The 16753-nt window shown below is 46.9% G+C and carries 13 protein-coding genes and 3 pseudogenes; 9 read left to right on the forward strand and 7 right to left on the reverse strand.

All coding sequences use genetic code 11. The features are described from left to right. Nucleotides 1-204, reverse strand: a 204-nt coding sequence (locus BKN38_RS11520; RefSeq protein WP_218117792.1) for a hypothetical protein, incomplete at its 3' end; no start/stop codon positions are given. A gap of 314 nt (nucleotides 205-518) precedes the next feature. On the opposite strand from BKN38_RS11520, the gene BKN38_RS08825 reads away from it, so the two are divergent. The 7 genes from BKN38_RS08825 (at nucleotide 519) to flgA (ending at nucleotide 8898) form a co-directional block, all read left to right on the forward strand. Then, nucleotides 519-2504 (forward strand): FAD/NAD(P)-binding protein, encoded by a 1986-nt coding sequence (locus BKN38_RS08825; protein ID WP_070957800.1) that lies wholly within the window; start codon nucleotides 519-521, stop codon nucleotides 2502-2504. Nucleotides 2505-2675: 171 nt separating this feature from the next. Further along, nucleotides 2676-3230: a hypothetical protein gene (locus BKN38_RS11230; RefSeq protein ID WP_066453117.1), complete on the forward strand. Its 555-nt coding sequence runs from the start codon at nucleotides 2676-2678 to the stop codon at nucleotides 3228-3230. A 278-nt stretch (nucleotides 3231-3508) separates the two neighbouring features. Continuing rightward, nucleotides 3509-5185 (forward strand): FAD-binding oxidoreductase, encoded by a 1677-nt coding sequence (locus BKN38_RS08835; protein WP_066457617.1) that lies wholly within the window; start codon nucleotides 3509-3511, stop codon nucleotides 5183-5185. After that, a complete protein-coding gene (locus BKN38_RS08840) occupies nucleotides 5182-5712 on the forward strand; it encodes a cytochrome c (RefSeq protein ID WP_233712942.1) in 531 nt (176 codons plus the stop codon). Before BKN38_RS08835 ends, BKN38_RS08840 begins: the two co-directional genes overlap by 4 nt. 341 nt (nucleotides 5713-6053) lie before the next feature. Beyond that, a complete protein-coding gene (gene fumC, locus BKN38_RS08845) occupies nucleotides 6054-7445 on the forward strand; it encodes a class II fumarate hydratase (protein WP_066457615.1) in 1392 nt (463 codons plus the stop codon). Between the two features lie 3 nt (nucleotides 7446-7448). After that, nucleotides 7449-8183: a hypothetical protein gene (locus tag BKN38_RS08850; RefSeq protein ID WP_066457613.1), complete on the forward strand. Its 735-nt coding sequence runs from the start codon at nucleotides 7449-7451 to the stop codon at nucleotides 8181-8183. Between the two features lie 22 nt (nucleotides 8184-8205). Beyond that, nucleotides 8206-8898: a flagellar basal body P-ring formation chaperone FlgA gene (gene flgA, locus BKN38_RS08855; protein ID WP_066457605.1), complete on the forward strand. Its 693-nt coding sequence runs from the start codon at nucleotides 8206-8208 to the stop codon at nucleotides 8896-8898. Between the two features lie 95 nt (nucleotides 8899-8993). Here flgA and BKN38_RS12325 read toward each other — a convergent pair. The 3 pseudogenes from BKN38_RS12325 to BKN38_RS08865 all read right to left on the reverse strand — a co-directional run. Further along, a pseudogene (locus BKN38_RS12325) lies at nucleotides 8994-9797 on the reverse strand (sodium:proline symporter); the annotation flags it as partial. A gap of 546 nt (nucleotides 9798-10343) precedes the next feature. Beyond that, nucleotides 10344-11015 (reverse strand): annotated as a pseudogene (locus BKN38_RS12330) (sodium:proline symporter); the annotation flags it as partial. 162 nt (nucleotides 11016-11177) lie between these two features. Next, nucleotides 11178-12632: pseudogene (locus tag BKN38_RS08865) on the reverse strand (sodium-dependent transporter); the annotation flags it as partial. A 205-nt stretch (nucleotides 12633-12837) separates the two neighbouring features. Between BKN38_RS08865 and BKN38_RS08870 the strand changes: the two are divergent. Beyond that, entirely contained in the window at nucleotides 12838-13932 is a 1095-nt protein-coding gene (locus tag BKN38_RS08870) for a tyrosine-type recombinase/integrase (RefSeq protein WP_066457599.1), read from the forward strand. Between the two features lie 255 nt (nucleotides 13933-14187). Here BKN38_RS08870 and truA read toward each other — a convergent pair whose 3' ends face one another. Next, nucleotides 14188-14943 carry a tRNA pseudouridine(38-40) synthase TruA gene (truA, locus tag BKN38_RS08875; RefSeq protein ID WP_066457596.1) on the reverse strand — a complete coding sequence of 252 codons (756 nt, stop codon included), beginning with the start codon at nucleotides 14941-14943 and terminating at the stop codon, nucleotides 14188-14190. A 35-nt stretch (nucleotides 14944-14978) separates the two neighbouring features. On the opposite strand from truA, the gene BKN38_RS11240 reads away from it, so the two are divergent. After that, a complete protein-coding gene (locus tag BKN38_RS11240) occupies nucleotides 14979-15125 on the forward strand; it encodes a hypothetical protein (RefSeq protein WP_156528273.1) in 147 nt (48 codons plus the stop codon). A gap of 44 nt (nucleotides 15126-15169) precedes the next feature. On the opposite strand, the gene BKN38_RS08880 is transcribed toward BKN38_RS11240, so the two are convergent. After that, on the reverse strand, nucleotides 15170-15661 hold the full coding sequence (locus BKN38_RS08880) for a hypothetical protein (RefSeq protein ID WP_066457594.1): 492 nt from the start codon (nucleotides 15659-15661) through the stop codon (nucleotides 15170-15172). A 158-nt stretch (nucleotides 15662-15819) separates the two neighbouring features. Then, a complete protein-coding gene (locus BKN38_RS08885; protein WP_066457592.1) occupies nucleotides 15820-16551 on the reverse strand; it encodes a TerC family protein in 732 nt (243 codons plus the stop codon). Between the last annotated feature and the right edge of the window lie 202 nt (nucleotides 16552-16753).

Here is a 16753-nt window from a genome sequence, read left to right on the forward strand (position 1 = left end):
TCCACCTTTGGGTTTTGGGGTTTGTGGTTTGTGGTTTAGTGTGGTTTTTTTGCCTTTTGTTTTTGGTGCTTTTGTATTTTTTGCTTTTTTGGTGTGAGGGGTGATGCAAGCAAATAGTTTGGAGGGGTTAAAGCAGATAAGCAATGCGGAGGGGTGCTTGTTTTTGGTTTGTGATAGGCGCTGTGTTATTTGGTTGATTGACAAATTAATTTATTGTCTTGATTAATTAAATTTATTGAATAATGCAATGCCTATTGCAAAGTGATATTTTGTGTTTATAAAGTTTCGCAATTTACTCTGCATAAATCTCCAAACCAGAATCCAAAAGCCAAACAAAAAGCAAATAATTGTTTTGTATAATTCCGCCTAAGATATCGCAACGACATACAAAACCAAGCCGCAACAATCATGCAAGAAGCAAAAGCAAGCAGACAAGATACGCAAGATACGCAAAAATATCTCGCGCTAGATTCTAGGGCTAGAATCTATAGCCGGCAAACACAGCAAAGGAGTACATAATGCAGCGAAGGGATTTTCTAAATGGCGTGGCTTTGGGTATCGCCACTAGCTTGGCGCCTTCATCGTTTATTTTTGGCAAAACGCCTTCTGGCAAAATGGATAAATCAGAGAATCTATCCGCGCTCGCGCAAGCGATTTTCCACGAAGACGCCTCCTATCCGCCTTCGCTCCTTGGACTGCGAGGCAGTGATAATGCAAGCTACGCTTTCGCGCACCTGCTCCGCGATGGCGAAAAATTTGACTTCAAAGGCATAGAGCCTAGCGCAGAATACGATCTCGTGGTGGTGGGCGCTGGGATAAGCGGGCTCGCCGCCGCCTGCCTCTACAAAGAAAAGCACAAAAATAGCAAAATCTTGCTTCTGGATAATCACGATGATTTTGGCGGGCATGCAAGGCGCAATGAGTTTGATTTCGCCTACAATGGCGCGCGCTACAATATACTAAGCTATGCTGGCAGCGAAAGCTTACAATCGCCAAAAAGCCTGTATTCCAAAGAAGTGGCAGGTTTCCTCAAGCGCTTTGGGCTAAAAATCGACAAACTCGCCAAGGGCTTTGATGTGGGCTTTTATGAGAAAATGGGACTTACAAGAGGCGTGTATTTTGATAAGCAAATCTTTGGGTGCCAAAAAATAGTCATCGGCAACCCATCAAAAATGGTGAGCGATGATGTGCCAGCCTCGCTTCGCGAAAGCATATCGTTTGGCGATTTTGTGGCGCAGTTTCCGCTAAGCGAAAAAGATAGGGCAAAGCTCCTAGAACTTTTTACCGCCAAAAAGGACTATCTAGCCCATCTTGATGGCTCCCAAAAACTCGTGTATCTTGAGAAAACCAGCTATCTAGATTTCCTAGAAAAGCAAGTGGGACTCTCTAAAGAGGCGCTAAAATATTTTGATGGCATTAGTGATGATTTTAGTGCGCTGGGGATTGATGCTATCAGCTGTGATGAGGCTAGGGAGTCGCTGCTACCGGGATTTGAAGGGCTTGCGCTTGATGAGGATTTTGCCAGCGATTCTGCCGATACTTCCGCATACGAGGAGCCATATATCTACCACGCGCCCGATGGCAACGCAACTATAGCGCGCCTTTTGGTAAAATATCTCATCCCGCAAATCGCGCCAAAAGCTAGGCAAAAAATGGAGGATATCATCCTTGCCAAATTTGACTACTCAAAGCTAGATTCTCCCGAGCACAGCGTGCATCTGCGACTCAAAAGCACTGCGATAAATGTCGAGAATCTAGCGCAAGGCGCGCAAGTGTGCTACGCCCAAATGTCGCATATGCAAATGTCGCATGTAAAAGAAGTCAAAATCCAAAAAGTGCTAGCCAAAAAAGTCATCATGGCAAATTATAATAGCATGATACCCTACATCATCCCCACCCTGCCGCAAGCCCAGCGCGAAGCACTAAGCCAAAATGTCAAAACGCCACTCATCTATGCCAAAGCGATTTTGCGCGACTGGAGAAGTTTCGCTAAGCTTGGCGTTTATGATTTTTATGCGCCGGGCATGCCTTTTGCGCGCGTGAGTCTGGACTATCCGGTGAATCTTGGCGGATATACGCATGAAAGCAGCATAGATAAGCCAATCTGCGTGCATATGGTCTGCTCGCCTGTGGCACTTGCTAGGCGGAGTATGGATCTGCACGGGATGAGCGCCAAAGATCAAGCGCGCGTGGCTAGGCATCTGCTGTATGATTTGAGTTTTGATAGCCTTGAAAATATGTTGCGCGCACAGCTTGGCGCGATGCTGGCGGATTCTCTTTTTAAACAGGAGGATATTTTGGCTATCACGATAAATCGCTGGGGGCATTGCTACTCGTATAGTTTCAATTCACTTTTTGATGACAAAAAGGCGTTTGAGCGCGCAGAAGTGGCGGCTAGGGCTACTTTTGGCAATATTGCGATTGCGAATTCTGATGCGGGGCATGGCGCGTATGTGCATGTGGCTATCGAGCAGGCTATCCGCGCGGTGGGTAGTTTGTCTTGATGTATATTTTTGGCGTGCAGAATCCAAAAGGTAAAAATTTATTTAACTTTTAAACATACTTTAAGCGCTTGGTTACTACACTCAAATTTCGCTTTTGAGAGGCGAGAATCTTTGGAAAATCTCTAGAATCTCAAAAATCTCAAAAACTTCCAAAATCTACAAAGGAGCAGCATGAAAAGCAAGCAAATAGCAACGCCAAGCGCGCATGCAAAATCGCCCAATGCACTTGCAGAAGCGCCAAGCAAAGGCGCGACTCGCAGAAGCTTTATCAAAAGCTCAGCACTCATGGCATTTGCAGCGTGCAATCTAAGCGCGCTGGGGCTGGATTCTAGCATGTCAAAAGGCGCTGGTGGCGCTGGCGTGGCGACAAAAGCCAGCGGCGAAGCGGACAAAAAGATAGGCGAAAAGGCGAGCGAGAATCTAGCGGTAAGCTTTTTTATCCATGATGAGACATGCGCTAGAGGCGTGGATCTATCGCGCATCAAAGCCGATAAAATCATCGCGCTAAAGGGCGACATAAGCCCCATAGACGCATCTTACAGCGAGATAAAGCGGGCCTTCGCGCGCGCGGCGCAAAATGGCGCAATCATAGGCAGCATAAGCAGTGCCGAGAGCTTTTTTGTGCTTTCGCGCATGGGCGCGGACTATGGCTTGCGCGTGGCATATCAGAAAGAGGCGGGCGATGCGCTTGAGTGGATTCTGGCACCAAAAGGCGTGAGGATCTAAATTTGCATTTTTTAGATTCTAGTTTTCTAGTCGCCAAACTTTTGCGCTTATCCTTGTCTATCGTCGCCAGCTTTTTGCAGGGGGACAAGGGGGCTTGAATTGCGAAGTCGCTCCCCTTATCCCCCTGCACCCCCAAACCCCCGACGACGCTTTTAAGGTGCCGCACTACGCGCGAAGATTTGATTTGACTGAAAATTTGCGAAGCAAATTTTAGATTCTGCTTTATCGCAGAATCTAAAGCGCGCTTAGTCTTAATAAGTTTAACAAAAGGAGCAAAAATGATACTACCGATAAATGTCTCTGAAGCCGATTTCAAAAAGGCTTTGGCAAAGTTTGAAAAAGCGCTTGGCAAAGCGTGGGTTTTCAGCAAAGAGGATGATTTGGCACTCTATCGAGATGCGTATTCTCCGCAGTGGGATGATGAGGATGAGCCTATCCCCTCCCTCGCACTTGCGCCCAAAAGCACCGAAGAAGTGCAAGCGATAGTAAAAATCGCCAATGAGTTTAAAATCCCGCTTTTCCCAATCTCCACAGGCAAAAACCTAGGCTATGGGAGCTGCGCGCCACAAAGGCGAGGCGATGTCGTGGTGGATCTAAAGCGCATGAATAAAATCATCGAAGTCGATGACAAGCGCAATTTCTGCATAGTAGAGCCGGGCGTTAGCTATTTTGATCTATATGAATATGTCGAGAAAAATAACCTAAATGTCTTCCTCGACATCCCCGATCCGGGCTGGGGCTCGCCGGTGGGAAATGCGCTCGATCATGGCTGGGGATATAGCTATGGGATATATCGCGATCATTTTGGCTCGCATTGTGGCATGGAAGTGGTGCTTGCCAATGGCGAGGTGATGCGCACAGCGATGGGCGCGCTACCGGGTGCGAAAACATTTGCCGAAAACAAATATGGCTATGGTCCTTATGTGGATGGGCTCTTTTCGCAGTCAAACTTTGGGATTGTTACCAAAATGGGCTTTTGGATGATGCCAAAGCCAGAGTATTATCTGCTACTTTCACTCACTATGCCAAATAGAGATGATCTCATCCCTGCCGTTGAGATTCTAAACTACTTAGAAGATAGCTTCATCGTCGGCTGGCCTCTCTATCGAAGCCCGCTAAACCCGCCACATGGCAAAAAAATGGATCCAGAGCTAGAAGGCTACCTCACCTCAAAAGGCGGCTTGCCAGATCTCGCCAAAATCCAAAACTACGCGCTAAAAAAGAAAATCCCTTATTGGCAGATAGATATCCCAATCTATGGCTGCAAAGAAACCTGCTATGCCAATATGAACTACATAAAAGAGCGCTTCAAGGTAGTAAGTGGCGCGAAAATCGAGAAAGTGCAGGAGTTTGCGCTGCCTTTGAGCCTAGAGCAAAAAAAGCAAATCAAGCACAAAGTAAGCCTAGGCATACCAAATATGGAGATTTTCTGGCTTAGCACGCGAGGTGAAAGTCGCGCGCCAAGCGATGGGCATGTGTGGTTTTCACCTATCATCCCGCGCGATGGCAGGGAGCTGCTAAAATGCCAAGATGCGTATATCAAAATGTTTCATGATCTAGGGATGAAATCGCCCATCACGCCATTTGCACATCCTAGAAGCTGGATGTATAGGGCGTTTTGCTTCATGCTAGGCTTTGAAAACTCAAGGACAGACAAAACGCACAACCTAAAAATGCGCCAAGCCTATCGCACCATGGTAAAAGTCGCAGCGGATAATGGCTGGGGCGACTACCGCGCTGCGCCTACTTTCCAAGATGATGTGATGGGTGCGTATTCTTTCAACAACCATGTGCTAAGACGCTTCAGCGAGCAGCTAAAAGACTGCATCGATCCAAATGGCATCCTAGCGCCCGGACGCGGCGGAATCTGGGGCAAAGCGCATGCAAACGAGCGATTTGCCAACAACAAACGCGATGAAAAAGCGCTAAAAGCCTTGAAAGGAGAGAAAAAATGAGAAATCTAAATGCTATAAAAAATTCTAGCGAAATGACAAGTCCCGGCGAAATGAAAAATATTGGCAAGGCAAAGATTGGCAAAATGCTTGCCGGCGCACTTGTGTGTGCGCTAGCTTTTGCCACTCAAGCAGAATCCGCACCGCAAGAATGGCTTCCACAAGGCAAATCCATAGACACGCAAGATTACAAAACAGATGCGCCAAACTCGCCAGCGGCGTTTTCTAGCGTCGATCCAAAAGGGCTAAGCGCCTCGCAGCAAAAGGGGCAAAAAGTGTATGGCAAATGGTGTCTGCCCTGCCATGGTGTGAATATGCCCGGCACCAACGCGCTAGGAGTGGTGTATAAAGATACTGGCGTGCCAGCACTTCTTGAGGCGCGCACAGATATTACGCCGGAGTTTGTGAGTGTGTTTGTGCGCTATGGCAAGCATTCGATGCCGTTTTTTAGGAAAACAGAGATAAATGACGAGGAGCTAAAAAACCTCGGAGAATACCTAAGCATCGCGCATAAGTATATCAAGCCTTAAGCCTTATATTAACGTGGTTTTAAGCCACAGAATCCAAGCGCAAATCTTTAGACATGCGGAATCTAAATGCTTGGATTCTGCATAGATTTTAGCTTTTGACCAGTTTTATATGGAATCCACATTGCTATTTTGCGCGACTTACATAATTCATTCATTTTTGTTTGCCTTATAAATATTTGCGCGCGTCATAACGTAAGGCCAACGCAAAGACATAGCCAGAATCCACTTGCGCTACTTTGTCGCCAAAGCTTGTGGCGATGCGAAAAGGTTTTGCGCTTTTTAAGTAGATTCTTACGCAAAATGCTCTACACTATCTCACATCTTACATACAAGGAGACACGATGGAATATCGAATCGAACACGATACCATGGGCGAAGTCAAAGTGCCAAACGACAAGTATTGGGGGGCGCAAACAGAGCGAAGTTTTGAAAACTTCAAAATCGGCGTCGAAAAAATGCCAAAAGAGCTGATTTATAGCTTTGCGAAACTCAAACGCTCGCTAGCAGTGGTAAATAACAAGCTAGGCAAACTCAAAGACGACAAGAAAAAGGCCATCGTGCAAGCTTGTGATGAGATAATCGCTGGCAAGTTTGATGACAACTTCCCGCTGGCTATCTGGCAAACCGGCTCTGGCACGCAAAGCAATATGAATATGAATGAAGTCATCGCCAATCGCGCGAGCGAAATCATGGGCGCGGATTTTCGCAAAGAAAAGAAAGTGCATCCAAACGATGATGTAAATATGAGCCAAAGCTCAAACGACACTTTCCCCACAGCGATGAGTATCGTGTCTGTGATACAGATAGAGAAAAAGCTTTTGCCAGCGATAGATGAGCTAAAAGCGACTTTTGAGAAAAAGGTAAAAGCTTTTGAAAACATCGTAAAAATCGGGCGCACACACTTGCAAGACGCTACACCTTTGACGCTAGGACAGGAGTTTAGCGGGTATCTATCGATGCTAGAGCATAGCAAAGAGCAAATCATCGCTTCACTTCCAACCCTCCGCGAGCTTGCAATCGGCGGGACAGCGGTAGGCACAGGGCTAAACGCACACCCAGAGTTAAGCGAAAAAGTAAGCGCGGAGCTTACAAGCCTAACCGGCGTAAAATTCGTCTCTAGCCCCAATAAATTCCACGCGCTAACAAGCCATGATGCTATCACTTTCACACATGGCGCGATGAAGGCACTAGCGGCAAATCTTATGAAAATCGCAAATGACATCCGCTGGCTTGCAAGTGGTCCTAGATGCGGACTTGGCGAGCTACTCATCCCAGAAAATGAGCCCGGAAGCTCCATAATGCCCGGCAAAGTCAATCCAACACAAGCAGAAGCGCTAACCATGGTGGCAGTGCAAGTGATGGGAAATGACGCAGCCATCGGCTTTGCCGCATCTCAAGGGAACTTCGAGCTAAATGTGTTTAAGCCAGTGATTATCTATAATTTCTTGCAAAGCTTGGATTTGCTAGCTGATGCGATGCATTCATTCAACATCCATTGCGCAGTGGGAATCGAGCCAAATAGAGAAAAAATCGACTACAACTTGCACCACTCTTTGATGCTAGTAACCGCGCTAAATCCATACATCGGCTATGAAAACGCCGCCAAAGTCGCCAAAAACGCGCACAAAAAGAACATATCTTTGCAAGAATCCTGCCTAGAGCTAGGACTTCTAAGCGCGGAAGAGTTTGACAAATATGTCGTGCCGGAAAATATGATAAAACCAAAGGCATAAAGATTGCTAGATTCTAGTGCTAGGCTTTTTGGGTTTCACTTGCCTTTTGCGCTAGCTTTGGCTTTGCTAGCTGGCGCGCCTTTGGGCGCTGTGCCGCTTTGCCAGACAACTTCTGAAAATGCGAAGTTTTGGGGTGGCACGCTTATGCAGATGGTCTCGCTTCAAACAGGGCTTGCTATAGATACCAATGCCAAAGCGCAGCCAAAAAGCGCACAGCACGCGCAAGGCTCTACCACAGATTCTGCTATAGATTCTGCTTTTGGCGCGCCAGATTCTAGTCTTACCACCTTTGCGCCCGCTATTGGCGCGCATATCGGCGTCACATATATGAATCCAGAGGATTGGCATGAGCTAGATTATGGCTGGCGGATAAAATACCTTTTCTCGTATGCCCCCAAAGTGCAGCGCGACTCGCACTATATAGGCGCGTTTTTCTACCTGCATCCTTTTCCAAACCCTTATCATAAATTTGCCGGCGCGATACAAACACATACAGACTGCTATGGCAACCCAGATGGCTACCCCACGCCTTTTTCGCTGGTGCTTGGCTCTGGAGTTGCGATAAGCAAAAATCCGCTTGGTAGCGTGGTGGGAGGGTATATCGAGCTAGGCATCGCGTTTTTCAAATGGTTTCCTGTGAATGCGGAGGTGCTGTATCGCCTAAGCCTCTATCCTAGCAACCACCACTACATCGAGACTGCCACGCATAGCATAAATATTGTGTTTAATATCCTATAATAAAGCCATGAGAAGCAAAACAATGCAAAACATCAAAATCGCTATTTTCATCGCGCTTTGCACGCTACTGCCAACACTTGCGCTAGCTGAAGTATCCAAATCCGCGCAAGAAAATATCAGACAATACCTCTATAACCAATACGCCACCGCCTACCAAAATAACGACATAGCTATACAAGAAATCACCCTACAATTCCCCATAGACATAGAATCTAGCCACATCATAAAATACAGCCTCTCCAAAAACGCCACCGCCAAAACACAAGGCACACTCATCGCGCAAATCGCCAAAAATGGCTCGCAAATCTCTGTGCCAATCGCTTACAAAATAGAGGCCAGCATCAAAGTATTGCGCGCGCGCGCCACTATCTATACAAATGACGACATAAATGCGCAAAATACCAGCATCGAAACTATCGCGCTAAACCAGCTAAAATCCGCGCCCATATCGCCAAACCTGCTAAATAGCGTATCCGCCCGCTCGATAATCAGCCCAAACGCCATAATCACCGCGGATAAAATCAAAGATCAGATTCTGGTGCGAAAAGGCGAAAACATCGCTGTCACGCTACAAAGCGAAGGCATCTCTATCCAAACCACGCTAGAAGCACTGCAAAATGGCGTAAATGGCGAAATCATCAAAGCGCTAAATCCAGCCACCAAAAAGGTGCTGCGCGTCAAAATAACCGGAATCCGCACCGGCGAAGTGGTGTAAGGAAACAATAAAAATATGAACATGCAAGTTAAATCTACAAGATTTGGTATCTTGCGCTCCTTAAGCCTTGGATGTTTCTAAACACAAAAAACAAACTACAATTTTGCTTCTTTGTCAGTTTTTAGCATTGCATCAAAATCATCTTTCATGCGCTTGTTTGCTGGGAAAAGCAGGCTAAATACCACGATAGCCACTATCGCGCCTAAGAATCCGGGCACTATCTCATATATCGGCAGCCATTCTTTTAGCCAATGCCCATGCACGATGACAACTATTGCGCCCGCCAGCATGCCAGCTATCGCGCCCGCGCGACTCATATTTTTCCAAAAAAGCCCTAGCAAAATCACACTCCCAAAGCTCGCACCAAAGCCCGCCCACGCGTGCGCTACGATTTTTAACACGCTAGAATCTTTGTCAGTTGAAAGCGCAAAGGCGATGAGTGAGACGGCTACCACACTCACGCGGCTCACTATCATCGCTAGGCGCTCGGGCGCGTCTTTGCGGAAAATCTTGCGGTAGAAATCCTCTGCTATCGTGGCACTTGATACCAAAAGCTGCGAGCTAGCGGTGCTCATGATAGCCGCTAATATCGCGCTTAGAAGCACGCCGGCAACCCATGGGTTAAACAGCATTTGACTCATCACGATAAAAATTTTTTCCGGATCATTTAGCGATAAATCAAATTTATTCACAAATGCCACGCCCAAAAGCCCCACCATACACGCAGCAAGCAGACTAAGACTCATCCAAGAAACGCCAATAATTAGCGCTGGTTTGATGTCTTTAAGCGATTTTATCGACATAAATCGCACCAAAATATGCGGCTGCCCAAAATATCCAAGTCCCCACGCAAGCGCAGAGATGATGCCTAGCAAGGACGCGCCGCCGATAAATGCTAGGCGATTATGCGCGCTAAAGTCTTGCTCCTCAATGCGCGCGAGCAGAGAATCTAGCGCTTCATAATCGCCACTTGTTGTATATGCCTCTAGTGCGGATTCTAGGGCATTGGCGTATTGGCTGGCGGTTAGGGGCTCTTGCGCGGGATTTTGCAAAATAGGGTTTTGTTGCGAGGCAGAATCTTGCTGTGAAGTGGAATCTTGTGGCGAGATAGAATCTTGTGGCGAGGTAGAATCCACTTGCGCGCTGGATTCTGCGCTAGAATCTGGGATTTTAGATTCTGCATTTTGCGCGCTAGAATCCGCTTGAACGCCAGAATCCACTACACTAGAATTCACTACGCCAGAATCCGCGCCATTTCCCGTCCTAGATTCTACCACGCCAGCCATGCTTATTTTGCTATCGCGCGTCATTTGTAGGCTTGCGATGAGGGGCGATATCATTTGCGTGGCTAGAATCCTAGATTGGCTGTTTTCTTGCAGTTCTGCACGGATTTGCGGGATTTCTTTTTGGTATTCTTGCAGGCTTTTGCGCGCGCTATCAGAATGCGCGATATACGCGTGCGCCTCGCTAATCCCGCCAACTTTTACAAGCATCACCACCGCCACGATGACAAGCGCGCCTAGCATCAAAAGCCCCTGAATCATATCCGTCCAGCACACCGCGCGATACCCGCCAAAAAATGTATAAGCCACGATGATGAGCGTGCCGATACTTAGCGCATAGTCGTATTTGAGCGCAAAAGTCGCTTCAAACAGCTTCGCCCCGCCCACAAGCCCCGCAGAAATATAAAAGGTGAAAAACACCAAAATCACCGCCGCGCTAAGCCAGCGCAAAATATGCTTCCTATCATCAAAGCGCGCCTCGAAAAAATCCGGAATCGTGATAGAATCGCTAATCACGCTCGTATAGATTCTAAGCCGCTTTGCCACAAGCGCCCAGTTTAGCGCCGCGCCGATGATAAGCCCAATAGCGATGTGCGCCTCGACTAGCCCGCCTACATAAAGCGCGCCGGGCAGCCCCATCAAAAGCCAGCCACTCATATCCGAAGCGCCCGCACTTAACGCGCTCACAGCCGCGCCGATTTTGCGATTGCCTAGGAAGTAGTCTTGCGTGGTTTCATTGCGCCGATAGAAATAAAAGCCGATGCCTAGCATCAAAAGTGCGTAAGTGATGAAGGTGATAGCGATAGGTGCGCTAAAAGCGATGTTTGATTCCATGTGTTACTCTGCTTTGGTAGGATTTGTTGGGGTGGCGTGGTTTGGGTGGCTTGTGGTGGCGCTGGATTCTGATAAATTTAAACTAGATTCTACTAGGCTAGATTCTGCGCTAGAATCCGCCGCGCTTTCATTAGAATCCGCTTTTGGCGACACGCCTACAAGCCCGCCTACAAAGATTATGATGATAATCGCTGGGATTATGTATTTGACATACGCATGCCATATTTTTATCGCCCATTGTGGCGCGTTTGAGCCGTTTGAGAGCTCTTTTGTCGCTTTGTCTTTCAGCACCCAGCCCACAAACACACTCGCCCCAAGCGCGGTAAGCACGAAAAATATATTCCCACTCACGAAGTCAAACGCATCAAAAATGTCGCTCCCGCCGATACGCACGGATGAAAGCAGCGAGGAGCTAAGCGCGCAAGGGATATTGCCAAAAATAAAAATAAAGCCAAGTGTAAAATTTATCGCCTTTTTGGAGGAGAATCCAAACTTCTCTTCTAGCACGCTGATGATGACTTGATAAATGGTAAGCGATGTCGTGAGTGCAGCGATTAGCAGTAGCACAAAAAATACTATCGCAAAAAAGCTGCCAAAATGCATCTGCGAAAACGCTATCGGCAGGGTTTTGAAAACAAGCGAGGGGCCAGAATCTGGTGCGAGATGCGCACTAAAGAGCGAAGGGAAAATCATAAGCCCAGCAAGCACGGCGATAAGCGTGTTTATGATGCCTGTGATTATCGCGGTTTTGATGAGATTTTCTTCTTTGTTGAGATGTGAGGAGAGCGTTATCATCACGCCAAATCCAAGTGAAAGCGCGAAAAATACCTGCCCTAGCACATACAAAAAGAGCTGCGGGCTAAGCGCGCTAAAATCTGGCATAAGATAGAAGCGCACGCCCTCCATTGCGCCTTCCAGCGTGAGATTGCGCGCTACCATAAGCACAAGGCACAAAAGCAAAAGCGGCATGAGGTATTTGACTGATCGCTCAATCCCTTCGATGATGCCTTTTCGCAAAATCAGCCAATTTATCGCCACAAAAATAAAAGTGAAGCCCACCACGCTAAAGCCGCCCTGCGTAATATGCGTGTCATAAAAGCTAGAAGTGGCGGTTTTGTCAAGCTTGCTGCTTAAATCTAGCCCGCCAAGATTTTGCAGTAAGCTTTGCAGTGTCGCGCCAGAGCCGCTAGAATCCGCGCCGATGCCCTGCAAGATTCCAATAAAAATATGCACGATATATGAGATGACCCACCCGCCAATCACCATATAATACGCTAAAATCCCAAACGCGCCAACCATTCCCATATAGCCAAAGATTTTCCAAAAGCGCGAGAGGTGCTGGGATTTGCCAGAATCTATGCCAGAAGCATCCGCACTAGAAACATCCACACTAAACGCATCGACCGAGTTGGTATGCGCGCGCCTGCCTATGACATTTTCCACCAAAATGATAGGGATGCCAACCAGCAGCATCGCCAGCACAAACACCGCCACATACGCGCCCCCGCCATACTCGCCCACAAGATAGGGGAAGCGCCAAGTCGCGCCAAACCCTATGGTGGCGCCGGCTACGGTTAGGATGTATGTGAGGCGATTGGACCATATTTGTCTTTTCATCGATGCTCCTTTGATTGTTTTGCTTGCCTTGATTTTGGCTGGATTTTGGATTTATCACAAATAAAAGTCGTAATTTTACTTTTTTAAAGCTTTTAATCTCTTTTGCTTGGGCGATAAAACTTGCCAAAGATGATATAATGCGCGCGAAATTAAAAAAGGCAGAATCTAAAAATCCAAAATCCAAAAAACAAACAAGGCAAACTCCATGACATACAAACTCGAGCCATTTGGCAAAAATACGATGAGAAATTATTTATTTTGGCTAGAAAAATTTTTTATAAACAAAATCACCACGCTTTCAAACCGCCACATACACGACACAAGCGCACTCGCACAAAGCCTAGAAGACATACGCAAAGCGCAGAATCTAAAAGATTTTGAAAAAGCGATAAAAAAGACCAGAAACTGCGGGATGATAGGCATCGCGACTTATGCCCTGCCGCTTATGAAGCTTGGCAAATACCTAGAATCCATGCCTTTTATCAGCCTAAGAGACATCGATGAGGCGTTTTTGGCGGAGTTTATCACCATAAACACTGCGCGGCTTTCAAACGCGACAAAGCGCAATTATCGCATTGTCTTGATAGGATTTTTTGGCTTTATCGATAAACATAATGAAGATGAAAATGGCAAATCATACATCCTAAACATCGAGCTAAAAAGCCTCTCTGGCACGCGCGGCAAAAGCGGGCAGAAGCTGCCGACATTTTTGAAAGCCGATGAGCTCGAGCGGTTTTTGACCTCGATAGACACCACGCCTATGAAGCCAAAATCCGAGGCGCGCGATAGGCTTATCGTGAAGTTTATCGTATATACGGGCATGCGCGTGAGCGAGGCTATCAACCTGCAAGCGCAGAAAATCAGCAAAGATGGCGACATATATCAGCTGGCGATCCAGGGCAAGGGCGATAAATACCGCGTGGTGATGATAAAAGCGCAGCATATAGAATCGCTCTATCATCGCTGGCTGGCGCAGCGCGAGGAGATAGCGCATATCGAGGATAATCTGCTGTTTTGCAACAAAAATGGCAAAACACTAAGCCAGCCCTATGTGTATAGCATCGTGCGAAATATGCTGCTAAATATCGGCATACACAAAGAAAAAATGGGCGCGCATATGCTGCGGCACTCATTTGCCACGCTGCTTTACCAGCGGCACAAGGACTTGGTGCTCGTGCAAGAGGCGCTAGGGCATGCGGATCTAAATACGAGCAGAATCTATACGCATTTTGATAGCGATAGGCTGATAAAGGCGGCAAGCCTCATGGACTCGATGAGCAGCGAGGATAGTGAGGGGTAGATTTTGCAGAGCGGGCGGATTTTGCGAGATTGGATTTTAAGGCGGGCGGATTTTGCGAGACAAACAAATTCTGCAAAAGGGTAAAATTTAAAAGTGTTGCAACTTGGCAACTGGCCTAAAAGCTAAAAATCTCGGATTCTACATTTTGGCAAGCTATTAGAATCTAATTTAAAAATAGTTTTTGGTGCGCCTTACTTGGCTTCTGATTATATGACACGTCAAGAGTTTAGATTTTTGTATTTTAATGTTTCGCTTTCAGATTCTAATGCCCTCATAGCGTGCATTTGCGAAATATAGCCCTTGTGGGCTTGCAGGCTGGCTGTAGTGGCGCGTTTGCGCTAGAATCTGTGCTTTAAAATCATCCAAGTCTATTTCGCCCCTAGAAGTCGCCAATATCGCACCCATGAGCAGCCGAATCTGCGCGCGCAAAAACGAGTTGCCCTCAATCATAGCGACATAATACACCTTCCCGCCCCTGTTTCTCACCCGCAGATGCGCGCGATAAATCTCTCTTGTCGTGCTTTTTGCGCTCCCGCCACTTTTGCAAAAAAGTGCAAAATCATGCACCCCCACGCATATTTGCAGACATTTTTGCATAGTTTCAACATCGCCCACGCGCTCCCACGACACAAAAGGCGCCAAAAAAGGCGAGGGCATATCCGGCGAAAAAACATAATAATACCGCCTAGAAATCACGCTAAACCTTGCATGAAACGACGCATCCACCTCGCGCACCGCACGCAGTTTGATGTCTGGATAAAGCTTTGGCGACAAAAGCGCAAAAAGTCGCTCCGCCTCCCAGCACCTAAGCGCGCTGATGCCAACCACCATGCCTAGCGCATGCACGCCTTTATCCGTGCGCCCAGCGCCGATGATGTCAGAATCTATGCCAAGCGAGCGCAATTTTTCTTGGAGCGTCTCGCTGACACTGCGGATTTGCTCGTTTTTTTGCGGTGCGAAGCCGGAGAATCGGCTGCCATTGTAAGCGATTTTGAGTGCGAAATATTTCATAGCAGAATCTAAAATATAAAAATGGAGGCAAAAGCATGTATTTTGCGCGCTTGCTCGCTAGCCTAAAACACAAAGTCAAGCAAGCAAACCCGCCGAAACAAAAAATCAAAAACAAAAATCCAAACACCAAAAATTTGGAATCTAGGCCACAAAATCCAAAGCTCCAGAATCTAAAGCCATAGAATCTGAAACTCGGCATCCAAACCCCAAAATCCAAATCCAGATTCTAGAAAATAAGCCCTAGCGTCACTGCGAATTGATGCTGGTCGCGGCGAATGTCAGTGCCTTTGTATTTAGGCTGCTGCCAAGAAGCATCAAACCCCACGCTAAGCGGAAGGATGGGGATGTCAAAGACGATTCCATAGTTTAGCGCTGTCGTGTCCTCAAAGGTGTTTTTTGAGAAGTTTGAGTAGCTAGCGCCCACATATGGCGTGAAGCGGAAGATGCGATAGCCTAGCAAGCCGCCCGCTTGGATGTTTGAGAAGCCATCCGCATCGCCCGGTCCTAGCGTGTAGTTGTATTTCACCACCGGTGCTAGCGACAGCCCGCTTAGCACTAGCCACACTCTGCCATATCCACCCGCTAGCATGGTTTCTGAAAATGTGTTTGTGCCCACACTTGCGCCGATTTCTGGGTTGATTTTAAACCCGCCTATACCTATGGCAAAGCTTTGGCTTGCCAAACCGCCCGCGATGAGAAGTGCTGCTAATTTTTTCATAAAAACTCCTTGTCAAAAGTAAAATAGCACTATAGCATAAAAATGCAACATTTAGCTAATAAGCTAGCAAACATAAAAAGGTGTACAAAGTTTTATATTTTTATTGCACAAATCACAGTGTCAAAAACCATAAAGCTTACTTAATATTTTATCTCAACTCATCCATCTTTTGCTTTTTTGCGCATGAGGATATTTAGCGTCTCGACGATGAGTGAGAAAATCATCGCGAAATACACATAGCCTTTTGGTATGTGGAAATGCAAGCCATCAGCGATAAGCACCACGCCAACCACCAGCAAAAACGCCAGCGCCAAAAGCTTGATAGTGGGATATGTGTCGATAAATCGCGAAATCCACCCAGAAGCAAACGCCATCACAATCACCGCAAGCACAATCGCAATAATCATAATCTCCAAATGATTTGCCATGCCAACCGCGGTGATGACGGAATCTAGCGAGAAAATAATATCCAAAAACGCAATCTCGACAATAACCACCCAAAAGCTAGAAAACTTCGCCTCTCGCACACCCTCATCCGCGCCAAATACCTGCGCGTGAATCTCGCTCGTGCTTTTATACAGCAAAAACAGCCCGCCGATAAACAGCACCAAATCCCTGCCAGAAATATCCAACCCAAACGCGCTAAATAGCGGCGCGGTAAGCTTGGTGAGCCAAAAAAGCAGCACCAAAAGCGCTATGCGAGTAAGCATCGCAAAAAACAGCCCTAGGATTCTGGCTTTGTCTTTTTGATGCGCTGGGAGGCGGTTTATCAGCACGCCGATGAAGATGATATTATCAATCCCAAGCACAATTTCAAGCAGCGTCAGCGTGCCGAGTGCTATCCATGCGTTTGGGTCAAACGCCCAAGAAAAAAGGCTTGAAATGTCCATGAATGCTCCTTTGGGTTTTTGGTAATTTGGTATGTGGAATTTTATATAATCTAGAATTTTTTAAAGTTTATAACCTAAAATCTAGTTTTTATTTTCTAGTCGCTAATCTTTTGCATTTTATCCCTGTCTGTCGCCGCCTTCCTTTTGCAGGGGGACAGGGGGCTTAAATTGGCAAGACCGCCCCCTAGTCCCCCTGCACCCC

Origin of the sequence: Helicobacter sp. CLO-3 (assembly GCF_001854545.1) — a bacterium.
GTDB lineage: Bacteria > Campylobacterota > Campylobacteria > Campylobacterales > Helicobacteraceae > Helicobacter_B.